The 12755-nt window shown below is 49.1% G+C and carries 14 protein-coding genes; 10 read left to right on the top strand and 4 right to left on the bottom strand.

All coding sequences use genetic code 11. The annotated features are described in order from the left end of the window. Positions 1 to 31: 31 nt before the first annotated feature. Positions 32 to 3463 (bottom strand): transcription-repair coupling factor, encoded by a 3432-nt coding sequence (gene mfd, locus ACO0LC_RS15035; RefSeq protein WP_423004434.1) that lies wholly within the window; start codon positions 3461 to 3463, stop codon positions 32 to 34. Positions 3464 to 3589: 126 nt separating this feature from the next. On the opposite strand from mfd, the gene ispD reads away from it, so the two are divergent. From ispD to ACO0LC_RS14995, 8 genes are all read left to right on the top strand, one after another. Further along, positions 3590 to 4318, top strand: coding sequence for a 2-C-methyl-D-erythritol 4-phosphate cytidylyltransferase (ispD, locus tag ACO0LC_RS15030; protein ID WP_423004432.1), 729 nt, complete (start codon positions 3590 to 3592; stop codon positions 4316 to 4318). Between the two features lie 10 nt (positions 4319 to 4328). Continuing rightward, a complete protein-coding gene (gene ispF, locus ACO0LC_RS15025; RefSeq protein ID WP_423004430.1) occupies positions 4329 to 4832 on the top strand; it encodes a 2-C-methyl-D-erythritol 2,4-cyclodiphosphate synthase in 504 nt (167 codons plus the stop codon). Between the two features lie 40 nt (positions 4833 to 4872). Next, positions 4873 to 5145: a DUF4404 family protein gene (locus tag ACO0LC_RS15020; protein WP_423004428.1), complete on the top strand. Its 273-nt coding sequence runs from the start codon at positions 4873 to 4875 to the stop codon at positions 5143 to 5145. A gap of 309 nt (positions 5146 to 5454) precedes the next feature. Then, on the top strand, positions 5455 to 5934 hold the full coding sequence (locus ACO0LC_RS15015; RefSeq protein ID WP_305260061.1) for an FKBP-type peptidyl-prolyl cis-trans isomerase: 480 nt from the start codon (positions 5455 to 5457) through the stop codon (positions 5932 to 5934). A gap of 129 nt (positions 5935 to 6063) precedes the next feature. Beyond that, positions 6064 to 6342: a DnaJ domain-containing protein gene (locus ACO0LC_RS15010; protein ID WP_423004426.1), complete on the top strand. Its 279-nt coding sequence runs from the start codon at positions 6064 to 6066 to the stop codon at positions 6340 to 6342. After that, positions 6339 to 6941 (top strand): hypothetical protein, encoded by a 603-nt coding sequence (locus tag ACO0LC_RS15005; protein ID WP_423004424.1) that lies wholly within the window; start codon positions 6339 to 6341, stop codon positions 6939 to 6941. Before ACO0LC_RS15010 ends, ACO0LC_RS15005 begins: the two co-directional genes overlap by 4 nt. Positions 6942 to 6950: 9 nt before the next feature. Beyond that, entirely contained in the window at positions 6951 to 7721 is a 771-nt protein-coding gene (locus ACO0LC_RS15000; RefSeq protein ID WP_423004422.1) for a hypothetical protein, read from the top strand. 86 nt (positions 7722 to 7807) lie between these two features. Then, positions 7808 to 9031 carry a hypothetical protein gene (locus ACO0LC_RS14995; RefSeq protein WP_423004420.1) on the top strand — a complete coding sequence of 408 codons (1224 nt, stop codon included), beginning with the start codon at positions 7808 to 7810 and terminating at the stop codon, positions 9029 to 9031. Between the two features lie 45 nt (positions 9032 to 9076). Here the strand turns inward: ACO0LC_RS14995 and ACO0LC_RS14990 are convergent, their stop codons facing one another. The 3 genes from ACO0LC_RS14990 to ACO0LC_RS14980 all read right to left on the bottom strand — a co-directional run bounded on the left by ACO0LC_RS14990 (position 9077) and on the right by ACO0LC_RS14980 (position 11707). After that, positions 9077 to 10237: an iron-containing alcohol dehydrogenase gene (locus tag ACO0LC_RS14990; RefSeq protein ID WP_423004418.1), complete on the bottom strand. Its 1161-nt coding sequence runs from the start codon at positions 10235 to 10237 to the stop codon at positions 9077 to 9079. Positions 10238 to 10301: 64 nt separating this feature from the next. Beyond that, positions 10302 to 11054, bottom strand: coding sequence for an SAM-dependent methyltransferase (locus ACO0LC_RS14985; RefSeq protein ID WP_423004416.1), 753 nt, complete (start codon positions 11052 to 11054; stop codon positions 10302 to 10304). Between the two features lie 41 nt (positions 11055 to 11095). Beyond that, on the bottom strand, positions 11096 to 11707 hold the full coding sequence (locus tag ACO0LC_RS14980) for a Maf-like protein (RefSeq protein ID WP_423004414.1): 612 nt from the start codon (positions 11705 to 11707) through the stop codon (positions 11096 to 11098). A gap of 116 nt (positions 11708 to 11823) precedes the next feature. Between ACO0LC_RS14980 and ACO0LC_RS14975 the strand changes: the two genes are divergently transcribed. Next, complete coding sequence (locus ACO0LC_RS14975) at positions 11824 to 12336, top strand: YceD family protein (protein ID WP_423004412.1); 513 nt, start codon at positions 11824 to 11826, stop codon at positions 12334 to 12336. 137 nt (positions 12337 to 12473) lie between these two features. Further along, positions 12474 to 12656, top strand: coding sequence for a 50S ribosomal protein L32 (gene rpmF / locus ACO0LC_RS14970; protein ID WP_008449924.1), 183 nt, complete (start codon positions 12474 to 12476; stop codon positions 12654 to 12656). Positions 12657 to 12755 lie beyond the last annotated feature (99 nt).

Raw genomic sequence — 12755 nt, 5'->3', positions numbered from 1 at the left:
CTCTTTTTATTCACTTATTTTATTCGATTATTTAGTGCAGTGCCTTGATGGTAGCCTTGATCTGGGCGACTCGGCTGGCAAGGTCGGGCATGGCGGCAGTGATGCGCAACTTGTCCTGACCATTGAGTTTGATATTTTTGTTCTTTTGCACCAGTTCTATGATGCGCATGCCGTCTATCGGTGGCTTGGGTTCAAACTGCAGAGTCGCAGCTTCGCTATGCGCATCTATCTTGATGATGCCCAGCGGTTTGGCAGCAACGCGCAGTCTATGTGTTTCCAGAAGTGATTTAACAGGTTCTGGCAGTTTGCCAAAGCGGTCTATCATCTCTTCCTGCATGTCATCAATGCCGCTGGCGCTGCTGCAATTGGCCAGGCGCTTGTAGATGGACAGGCGCTCATGCACATCACCACAGAATTCATTCGGCAGTAGGGCAGGGATGTGCAGGTTAATTTCTGTCGTAGTCGATAATGGTGCTGCCAAGTCTGGTTCCTTGCCATTCTTTAGTGAGCGTACTGCCTCACTGAGCATGTCGGAATACATCTGGAAGCCTATCTCATGCATTTCGCCAGACTGGTTATCACCCAAGACTTCACCTGCGCCACGAATTTCCAGATCATGCATGGCCAGGTAAAAGCCGCTGCCCAGTTCTTCCATCTGCTGGATGGCTTCCAGACGACGATTCGCCTGCTTAGTCAGGCTTTGTACATCATGCACAAGCAAGTAGGCATAAGCCTGATGGTGGGAGCGACCTACGCGGCCGCGCAATTGATGTAACTGCGCCAGGCCAAATTTGTCGGCTCTGTGCATGATGATGGTATTGGCAGTTGGTACGTCGATACCAGTCTCGATAATCGTCGTACACAGCAAAATATTATGCCGCTGAGCGACAAAGTCACGCATGACTTTTTCCAGGTCACGCTCATGCATCTGGCCATGTGCAACCACTACGCGCGCCTCTGGCAGCAAGGCTTCCAGCATGGCTTTGCGGTTTTCTATGGTTTCGACTTCATTGTGCAGGAAATAGACTTGGCCGCCACGTTTCAGTTCACGCAAGCAGGCTTCGCGAATGACAGAATCATCTTCGCCGCGTACAAAGGTCTTGATTGCCAGCCGCTTTTGCGGAGCGGTAGCAATGACGGAGAAATCACGTAAGCCTTCCAGTGCCATGCCAAGAGTACGTGGTATCGGCGTCGCTGTCAGCGTCAGCACATCAACTTCAGCACGTAAGGCCTTCAGAGCTTCTTTCTGGCGTACACCAAAGCGGTGTTCTTCATCAATAATGACCAAGCCAAGGCGGGAGAACTTGACATCACCAGACAGCAGTTTATGCGTGCCAATGACGATGTCAACAGTGCCGTCGCCCATACCCTTCATGGCGATGCTGATTTCTTTGCCAGAGCGGAAGCGTGATAATTCAGCAATCTTCACTGGCCAGGCGGCAAAACGGTCAGCAAAAGTCTGGGCATGTTGTTCCGCTAGCAGCGTGGTAGGTGCCAGGATGGCGACTTGCTTGCCACCCATGACGGCTACAAAGGCGGCACGCAAGGCGACCTCTGTCTTGCCAAAGCCAACGTCGCCGCAAATCAGCCTGTCCATGGGCTTGCCTGACGTCATGTCGCCAATCACGGCGGTAATGGCTGCTGCCTGGTCCGGCGTTTCATCAAAGCCAAAGCTGTCGGCAAAGGCTTCGTAGTCACGCGCAGAATATTCAAAGGCATGACCCTGGCGCGCCGCACGGCGGGCATACAGGTTCAGCAGTTCGGCGGCAGTATCGCGAATTTGCTGCGCAGCTTTTTTCTTGGCTTTTTCCCACTGACCTGAACCCAGACTGTGCAAGGGAGCATCATCTGGCGAAGCACCGGAATAGCGAGAAATGACATGTAGTTGCGATACCGGTACATACAGTTTGGTATCTTTTGCGTATTCCAGATGCAGGAATTCAGTTTCACCTTCGCCCAGGTCCATGCTGATCAGACCCATGTAGCGGCCTATGCCATGGTTGCTATGGACGACAGGATCACCGATTTTGAGTTCCGACAGGTCGCGCACCATGTGCTCGACCTGGGTGACGGCTTCCTGTTTTTTGCGGCCTATGCGTTTGCCACTGCCAGCATATAGCTCTGCTTCGGTAACAAATGCCAGTCCATCAGCCAGCACAAAGCCAGCATGCAGCGGTGCGACACCCAGCATCAGCTTGGCGTCTGCAGTGGCAAAGTCAGTATAGCCTTCGCACAGGCTCAGGCGAATATCATATTCAGTGAAATACTGCTGCAAGGTTTCGCGCCGACCTAGAGTTTCGGCGCAGATCATTACGCGTTTGTCAGTTTGCAGCAGGAAGGAGCGCAAGTTCGTCAATGGATCGTCGGCGCGGCGATTGACAGCAATGTCGGGTAAAAAACTGGATACTTCTGAAGCAGCGGCGGCTTTATCTGTGGTCACGATAGTCCAGCGTGCCAGCGGTTTCATCGCAGCAAAAAAGTCTTCATCACGTAAAAACACAGTTTCTGGTGCCAGCACAGGACGTTCGCGGTCAGATTTTAAGAACTGGTAGCGTGAGCGGGTATCGTTCCAGAAACGTCGGATCGCATCGTCGATATCGCCTATCAAGGCAAAATGCGGCACTTCTGGCAGATAATCAAACAGGGTAGCGGTTTGCTCAAAAAACAGCGGCAGGTAATATTCTATACCGGCTGAAGGGATGCCATTGCCTATGTCCTTATAGATGCTGGAACGTGAAGGATCACCTTCAAAGGTTTCGCGCCAGCGACTGCGGAAGGCAGCTCGTGCTGGTTCGTCCATGGGGAATTCGCGCCCGGGCAGCAAGCGCACTTCAGGCACAGGGTAGAGCGAACGCTGTGTATCGGCATCAAAGGTGCGTATGGTCTCTATGGTGTCGCCAAACAAATCCAGGCGGTAAGGCAGGGCCGACCCCATAGGGAACAAGTCGATCAGGCCACCGCGTACAGAATATTCACCTGGAGACATGACCTGGTTGACATGGCTATAACCTGCCAGTGTCAACTGGGTTTTTAGCTTTGCCTCGTCAAGACGGTCACCTTTTTTGAAAAAGAAGGTGTAGGCTGCGAGGAAAGAGGGCGGTGCCATGCGCAGCAGAGCCGTCGTTGCCGGTGCCAGCAAGACATCGCAATTGCCATTCTGGATTTCATGCAGGCTGGCTAGGCGCTCAGACACTAGGTCCTGATGCGGTGAAAATGCGTCGTAAGGCAGGGTTTCCCAGTCTGGCAGCAAATGGCAGCGCAGTTCTGCATTAAACCAGGGGATTTCATCCAGCAGGCGCTGGGCATCTCCCGGGTTGGCTACAAAAATTGTCAGCATGCGCTTGTCAGCCTTAAGCGCAGTAGCTGCTTGCGCCAGGGCATAAGCATCGGAAGAACCATGCAAATTGGGGAGTGCCAGTTTATGGCCGGGTTTTGCTAAGGATTTGCTGAAATCAAATGACATTGCGGCTATACATGTGGGATGCCGTAAAAGCTGCTTACGGAACAAGATACGCGGTTAAAATGAGCGCCTAATTATAAACGAAGGGGCTCTTTCTTATCGGGGCAACCTCAAGAGCTTGTGATATTCATGGAAAAACAATTGCAAGAACATCATTTTGACGCCGAAAAGCTGATAGATACACCTCGCTATGTTGCGCTGATTCCTGCTGCGGGCGTGGGTTCACGTATGGGCGCGACAACGCCTAAGCAATATATGCGTATAGGCAGTAAATCAGTTCTGCAGCACACTGTCGATGCATTTCTTAGTTTTTCAAAAATACAGCACACCTATGTCCTTGTCAGCCCGGATGACGCTTATGCTGATGAATATCTGGCAAAAGCGGAAAACCTGAGCGTCTTGCGTTGCGGTGGTGCCAGCCGCCGTGATACGGTTAGAAATGGCTTGAGCAAAATAGCCAGCGAACTAACAGGCAATGACTGGATACTTGTACACGATGCCGCCAGACCAGGTTTGACATCTGGCTTGCTGCAACATTTGATTGATAGTGTTGCTGACAATGCAGTCGGCGGCCTGCTTGCCTTGCCTGTGGTTGATACCGTCAAACGGGTGGAAAACGGCAAAGTACAAACTATACCTCGTGATGGCTTGTGGCTGGCACAAACCCCGCAAATGTTTCGTTATCAGCTATTGTGCGAAGCCTTGGATGCGGCAGATCAGGTTACTGACGAAGCCAGTGCTATTGAGGCTGCTGGCCATGCCCCCATACTGGTTGAAGGGCATGTGCGAAACATGAAGCTGACTTTACCCAGCGATATGGCATTGATCGCCCAGTATTTGAATAGCCCGCAAGAATAAAGGAAGCTTGATGCAAAATAAGACGTTACCGTTCAGAATAGGTCAGGGTTATGACTGTCATGCGCTGGTGCCCGGTCGCAAACTGATTATTGGTGGGGTGACTATTCCACATACCACTGGTTTGCTTGGACATTCAGATGCGGATGTGTTACTGCATGCGATTACCGATGCGCTCTTTGGTTCAGTCGCCCTGGGTGATATAGGCAGGCATTTCCCGGATACAGACACCCGCTTCGCCGGTGCTGATTCGCGTGTTTTACTGCGTGAAGCGGTCAAGCGTATTCATGCCGCAGGTTATGAAGTGGGCAATCTGGATGCCACCATCATCGCCCAGGCCCCCAAGATGGCAGCACATATTGTAAGTATGGTGGCAAATATTGCAGAGGATATGCAGGTCGACATCGGCCAGGTTAATATCAAGGCAAAAACTAATGAACGTCTTGGTTATCTAGGTAGGGAAGAGGGGATAGCTGCCGAAGCCGTGGTACTGGTTTTTCCGCGAGTCAGCAACTAAACTATAAAAAGCTAAGAATTTTTCATCAAGGAGATACGATATGAAACAAGAGCAATTAAAACATCTGCTAGGTCTCTTGCATCAAGAGTTGGCAAGCACGGAGGCTGTTGATGATGAATTGAAATCCTTGCTGGAGAAATTGAATGAGGATATTCAACATGTCCTCGCAACCACGCAAAATCATGATGATCCCGTATTTGCCGCGCTAAGTGAAAGGTCGCAGGCTCTGTCAGCAAAATTTGCCGCACAGCATCCCAAGCTGGAACCAGCTCTGCGTGAACTGGGTACTATGCTTGAAAAAATTGGAGTTTGAGAGGATTCTATCAATCCAGCCTCACTTTTAAAACCGCCGCTGGCGGTTTTTTATTCCCTATTAGAAAATAAGATTGTGTTATAACCAAACTAAATTCCGGGCACCTATGAAGAAAGAGGATTGCAAGCAAAAGAGATAAAAGAACAAAGGCAGCAAACTCCAAAAAATAGAGAGCAGCTCTGCTACAATACGCGGTTAGCCTATTGAAATGGGTGCTTGTAGGCTATATATGCCTAGGTATCTGGGCCTCTCATGGGGTTCTCATTTCAATCTTGTCGCAATAATGCGCAATTACTTTATTTATTTGTCATGCAAATCACACAAAATACCGCTGTCACTTTGAATTACACTATGTTCAGTGCTGAGGGCGAGGTCATAGACCAGAATCAGCAGCCCATCGTTTATTTGCATGGTGGATATGATAATATTTTGCCAGCAGTGGAGGCTGCGCTGGATGGTAAAGCCGTTGGCGACAAAGTCTCTGTGACTTTGGCACCAGAAGATGGTTTTGGTGAATTTGATCCAGAATTCGTGCGTGAAGAAGATATCAGTGCTTTCCCGCCGGATATCGAAGTTGGCATGATGTTTGAAACACGCGAGCCAGAAACTGGCGAAACCATGCAGTTCCGCGTTACTGCCATTGATGCAGGTGTGGTGACTGTGGATGGTAACCATCCCCTGGCCGGCATGACCATACGTTTCGATGCAGAGGTACTGGAAGTGCGTGAAGCTACTGATGAAGAAGTTGTGCATGGTCACGTGCATGGTGAGCACGGTCATCACCATTAAGATGTATCTACAGGAATAGCGGAATTCTGGCTTAGTCCTGCATAGGGGAATCTATATATATGGTTCCCCTTGTTCTTCGCTGCTGATCTGCAGTGTCAATTCAAGTCCAAGTGCAAGCCAAAGGTGTGTATGAAAGACTATTATTTTATTCTCGGTATTGCCACCAATGCGAGTCTGGCAGACGTCAAGAAGGCGTTTCGTCAAAAGGCTGCGGAGTTTCATCCAGACAGGAATGATTCTGAACTGGCGCCGGAAAAATTCCATGCGGTCAAAGAAGCTTACGATATTTTGTCGGACGAGACAGCGCGTACTGCCTATGATGAAAATCGTAGACGCAATTTGCTGGACTCTCCTATCGAGACAGCGACCGAAATCTGGAAAAATTATTTATCAGGAGTATTGCAGTGAAATTGTCGCGTTTTTTTGAAGATATTATTCCGCTTTATAAGGCTGAATTGGAGGATTTGAAATCCGATTCCGAGGGCAAAAACGTGCTCAAGGCCAGGTTGCGTGAAAAGGCGGAGCAATTGCCTATGTTGTTGCCTATGATGGCCAGTAATCCTGAAATGCTGGCAGTGGCTTTTCATGAGGGCTTCATCTTCATGAACCCGCTGACGATGGAATCATTGATTACCAAAGAAGCAGGCAAATTTCCTTCCTGGAAAACCCTGTCGGCAGCAGTCAAGCTGGAACCATGGGCTGAGCCCTTGAGTCGCATCGTCCTGAAAGATCCGGACGGCGAAGTTTTCCTGGTGACGGCTGCGGCGCTGGAATATCTGAACCGTAGCAACACCACACGCAAGGCTGGTGCCAGCGATGCGGCTGGTGCTGACCAGGATGAAGATAAAGAAGCCAATGAGGAAAATGAAGAATTGAAAGAACATGGTGACCTTGATGGCCAATATGGCAGGCATGGTCGCGATGACGGTGATGATGGTGATGATTATGATCTGGGCGAAGCCGGTGCAGACTGGTTGGCTGAGCAAGGTTTTGACCGCAAAGAATAAGGAGTACAGATGAATTATCCTGCATTAATCGAAGCCCAAAGCCTGGTCAAGGCGGGTGATATCGCCGGTGCTGAACATGCACTGGCCAATCTGGCCGAAACCGAAGGCGACAAAGCGCTGGTAGCCGCCCTGGATGAATTCCCCGCCAAGGATTTGCTGGCAATTATCCGTGAATACGATGCTTCCAAAGAGTCTTTGGTGAACCTGCTGGTCACGCCTGAGCAATTTGCCCAGGCCGTAGTGCTGGAACGTCGCTATGGCGACCAGACCCATGAGCAATTGCGTGGCATGGTCAATTCCGTCATTTTCCGTGAAGGTGCTGATCCAGCTGAATTTTTGTATGAAATCGCCGAGGTGGAGGGTGGCTATGATGCCCTCGTCGATTATCTGCTCGACCGGGCGCAAATGGTGGAGCATTTCTACCGCTATGCGACTTTCGACTTGTATGAATATGGTGACGATAACAAAACCCAGGCACGTGATGATGATTTGCTCAACCTCACCCGCGATACCGAAAGCCTGGCATCGCCTTTGGACATGGCAAATCTGGAAGATCATGACTGGATGCAGGTGACTTACATCCTGCGTTATGAATTGCCAGAAATCTTCCGCGAAGTGTTGATGAAGTTGCGTGCACGTTACAAGGCTTATCAAGCTAGTCTGGCGCAAGATGAATTGTTGGAAGGCGGCGAGGGTGTTGCTGAAGAAGAGCAGGAAGAACGTCCTAAAAACAATGATGATGGCGACGACAAGGATGATGACGAAGAGTCTGCCTTGTAATTGTTGATATTTTTTTGATGCGCGGGGCAGGCAGGAGTTTTTCTGTCTGCCTTTCATTTCTATAGACTGCCTCTATTCTGGTATTTATGCCTGAAAATACTTTTGAAATTGCCCTGCTTGATAATCGCCCCTACTTTGAATCGGCGTTGCGTTACGGTGTGCAAAAGGCAATTATCTCCACCGCCAAGATTGCTGCGATTGAGGCAGAAGCACCAAAAGGCATGGTGCAGATAGCGGATGCTTTCGGCAGTAAATACTTGCGCCCTGAAATTGAAGCGGCACGCAAACGTATCGTCAATCTCGCCAGCTTGTATCTGATCGAGGCCACCAAGGGTGACCTTGAGCTGGCCGCCAAGTTGATACGCGATAACACCTTTCTGACTTTGTCGCGCGGTGGTTCAGGTTTGCTGAAAGCCTTGTTTGCCATGCCTGAATACGCCTTGCTGGGCCATGAAGCCAAGGGCAAGGTGGAAGATTTTCTGGAGGCCTGGTCACTCAAGGAAAAGCCGATTGAGTACAGGAACACGCTAGAACACCGGCAAATGAATGCGTTGGAAATTGAGGCTGGCTACTGGTTTGGTGAAGAGCTGGGTCTGTCTGCCAGTTACCTCAAAGAAGAAGATGTGGAGGCCGTGTCGGTAGTCCGCACAGCCTTGTTATTGCAAATGTTTGGCAAGCCTGAGGCAACATTGCAAAACCAGGTGGAGTTTGCCAGCCTGATTGACGCTATCCGCGCATATACCGCGGCGAAATTGAAAAAAGCATTGTCTGTCATTGATCTAGCTGACATCCCCGAGAAATTTCATGCCATCGTTGAACGCGTGCTGGGCGAAATCAAATCCCATGACCTGCCACGCTTGCAGGATAAATCCGCATCCCTCGACAAGCTGGTGTATGAGCTCAAGGATCGCTATTACCTGCGGGACCATGAAGTCGAAGATACTTCTGAATACGATGCCCTGGTTTCCAAGGAATGGACGAAATTGACCAAGGGAAAAACTGACATCGATTCTTTGCTGACTTTGTTCGTCTGTATCGTTGGTGGCATTACACCAAAAACGACCTTGCCAGAAAAAACGGCAAAAAGTTTGGTAAAAAAATTTCGTGATGAAGGTTTCAATTCAGGATTGGCAACAGACTGGATTAAAACTGCCGCGCCGCATGAAAAACAGGAAGGTTTGCTGGAAGACTGGAATAACTTCGTGGAAGAGGCTGGTAATTATCTAATGGACGACTGGGATACCAATTACACAGGAGCCATGCGCTTTCTGGATGCGAATTGCCATATCCAGAAAACGGTAAAAAAATAAATCTGCGGCCATTCCATCCCGCTGGAATAAATGGCCGCAGTTTAATTACAAACTCAATTCCAATATTTGACGACTGACGTCGAGCGTCACGTCACGTTTTTCACCCAGGCTGACCATGCGATGTGTTTCCAGTGCTGACAGGATAGGTGCAATATCATTGCTACCAAGCTGGTAGTCGCTGAGTCGGGTTTTGACGCCCATTTGCTCAAAGTAATCTTGCATGCGGCTGATGGCTGTTTCTATGCGGCTGTCTTCATCGCCTTCATGCAGGCCCCAGACACGTTCGGCAAATTGCAGTAACTTTGCCCGTTTACCTTCCTTGCGGACACGCAGCATGCTAGGCAGGACGATGGCCAGGGTTTGAGCGTGGTCGATGTTATGTAGGGCTGTCAGTTCATGACCTATCATATGCGTTGCCCAGTCTTGAGGCACGCCAGTCGAGATCATGCCGTTCAGGGCCATGGTGGCACACCACATGAGATTGGCGCGCACGTCGTAATCTTCAGGGTTGGCCAGGGCTTTCGGGCCTTCTTCTATCAACGTCAGTAATAGGCCTTCAGCAAACCTGTCTTGTACTGGTGAGTTCACCGGATAGGTCAGATACTGCTCCATGACGTGGACAAAGGCGTCAACTGCGCCATTACCTATTTGACGTACTGGCAGGGTAAAAGTCTTGGTCGGGTCCAGCACCGAGAATTGTGGGAAGCAATGGCGGCTGGAAAAGGCCATTTTTGCCTTGATGGATTTGCGAGTGACGACGCCGCCATTATTCATTTCTGAACCTGTAGCTGGCAGTGTCAATACGCTGCCAAATGGCATGGCCTGGACCACATTGCTGCCGCGCTTTTCCATGATAGCCCATGGATCATCGCCTTCAAACAAGGCCGCCGCTGCGATGAATTTGGTACCATCAATGACAGAGCCGCCGCCAACTGCAAGCAAAAAGTCTATCTTGTTTTGCTTGATGAGTTCGACAGCCTTCATCAGGGTTTCATAGCTGGGATTGGGTTCTATGCCAGTGAATTCTGTCACCTGGCGTGTGCCAAGTGCAGCAATAACTTCATCGTAAACGCCATTTTGTTTAATGCTGCCACCACCGTAAAGCATGAGTACATGGGCTTCGGCTGGAATGACTTTGTTCAAGTCGGCTATACGCCCTTTGCCAAAAAGAATTTGTGTGGGGTTGTAAAAATCAAAATTCAGCATGTGCATTCCTCCAAAAAAAAGACATCTTAGCGCAAATATAAAAAATCGACCGGTCGTGCACTTTTTAATGACTTAAGAATAAGAAAACTGTGGGTTTCTTATGAAAATCAGGACCTTGCTGTTTGCTTAAACTGTTTTTCCACTCATTAGCAGTTTTTGTTTGTAGTGATTCTGTCTCCAGGCTCAAATCTGTTGCCACGCATATCAGGGTGCCTGGATTGCAGTGATTGCTCAGCGCTTCCAGCATGGCTGCATTGCGATAAGGGGTTTCTATGAGTAATTGCGTTTGCTTTTCTTTTTTTGATCTCTCTTCGAGTTCTTTAATGCGTTTTGCCCTGAGCGCTGCATCAGTCGGCAAATAACCGTGAAACGCAAAGCTTTGCCCGTTCAGTCCACTGCCCATCAATGCCAGCAACAGTGAAGAAGGGCCAACCAGTGGGCGCACCCTGATATTGCGCTGATGAGCGAGCCTGACCAGATTGGCGCCCGGGTCGGCAACAGCAGGCACGCCAGCTTCAGATATCAAGCCTACGTCATGGCCTTGCAGTAGTGGCTGCAACAGGCCTTCCAGTGCTTGCGCAGGCGTGTTGATATTCAATTCGCTGATCTGGATGTCCTGCATGGCTTTTTGCAAGGGGTGAGCCTGCGACAGGTATTTCAGATAAGCACGTGTGGTTTTGGCATTTTCAGCGACAAAATGACTGAGCTCTGCCGTCATTTTTTGTACGGTATCAGGGATGATGCTGGCAAGTAAATTAACTTGCTGATCATCATTCATGCCCAGGGTATTGGGGATTAAGTAAAGCGTGCCTGTCATGGTTTTGATTTTTATTTTGTAAAATGGATAAAGCGATAAATTCAAAGATGGAAGAAACTTAGCCCGGTATTGCGTAACATGCTGGTCAGAGCAATAAGTGGTAGGCCGGTCAATGCGGTTGGATCATCACTTTGAATGCTTGCTATGATGGCGATGCCCAGGCCTTCATTCTTGGCACTGCCAGCACAATCATAAGGCTGTTCTATACGTAAATAGGCATCCAGTTCTACATCGCTTAAATCCCTGAACTTGACCATCGTGCAGATATCCTGAATTTGCACAGGGAAGGGAGCGTGTTGACGATTATCCAGAACGCATAAGGCAGTATGAAATGCCACTTCGCGCCCACGCATCAATTGCAGTTGCTGTAAAGCTGCTGCGTGATTGCCTGGCTTGCCAATTTGCAAGCCGTCCAGCGTTGCGACCTGGTCTGAGCCTATGATAATGGCATCTGAGTGAATTTTTGCTATTGCCTCAGCCTTTTGTTGTGCCAGGCGCAGGGCTGTTTGTTCGGGGCTTTCGCCCGACCTGGGGCTTTCGTCAAGTTCGGGTGCTATACTTTCGAAATTGAATTGCAATCTTGCCAGTAATTCACGGCGATAAACCGAACTCGATGCCAATATCAATCTGTTTGCTTGCTTATTTGTTTGCATTGTGAAAACATTTTTCGTGACTTTCATAGCTATGCCGTGAAAAAAACGCGTCAATTCTTTGACTAGTTAGGTGTAATCCTGTTATTATCGCAGGTTTTCTGGGTTCAAATAATCCTATGCAAGCATTTGTGATTGACGCTTTCACGTTCTCCCGGCTCGAAGAGCAGCGTTCGGGAAGCATTTTAGTCGCAGATTTGCCGCGTCTGTCAGAAGAAAGTGCAAGCGCCGAAGGTGCGTTGGACTGGTCTCTGCAGGGTGGGAAAGATGAGCTGGGTCATCCGCAGTTGGAATTGTCTGTGAATGGTACGGTGCAGTTGATGTGTCAGCGCTGTTTGACACCGCTTGCATTTGATATTGACTCTGAATCCATATTGATACTCGCCAAAAACGAAGAAAATGCTGATGAAATTGAGGCATTGCTTGAAGATGACGAGGTCGATGTTGTAGTAGGTAGCAAAACATTTAATGTCATGGATTTGATAGAGGATGAGGCGCTACTGGCAATACCCCAATCGCCCAAACATGCAGTATGCCCGGATCTACCGTTGGCTTCAGCAGATACTACTGCAGCGATTGACGCGGAAGTCGGCAAAAAAGCTTCACCTTTTGCCGTGCTGAAGAAAAATTAATGGGCGTACCTAGTGGCATTATTCTGAAAAAACACTCAGGTCGAAGTATTGTTAGGGATTCTTGGTTGCTGATGTTCGCATTCTTCAACCAGGCGTGTTAAATTTTAGAAACATTTTTTGAAGTATTAGGAGTTATCATGGCAGTTCAGCAAAATAAAAAATCCCCATCCAAGCGTGGCATGCACCGTTCCCACGATTTCCTGGTTGCTCCGCAACTGGGTATCGAGCCAACAACTGGTGAAACACATCTGCGTCACCACATCAGCCCTAACGGCTTTTACCGTGGTCGTAAAGTATTGAAAACCAAGAACGACGAGTAATCTCTGTTCCTGGTAAAAAAGCGGCGTGACGAGTCTTTGACTTGGCGCCGCTTTTTTGCGTTAACCTGCCCGTGTTTGCTTGTTGGATTTGTGAGTGTG

The sequence above is a fragment of the Undibacterium sp. JH2W genome (assembly GCF_049340425.1).
Taxonomy (GTDB): Bacteria; Pseudomonadota; Gammaproteobacteria; order Burkholderiales; family Burkholderiaceae_D; genus Undibacterium.
The sequence above is the reverse complement of the archived record's forward strand: the minus strand, read 5'-3'. Positions and strand labels throughout refer to the sequence as shown.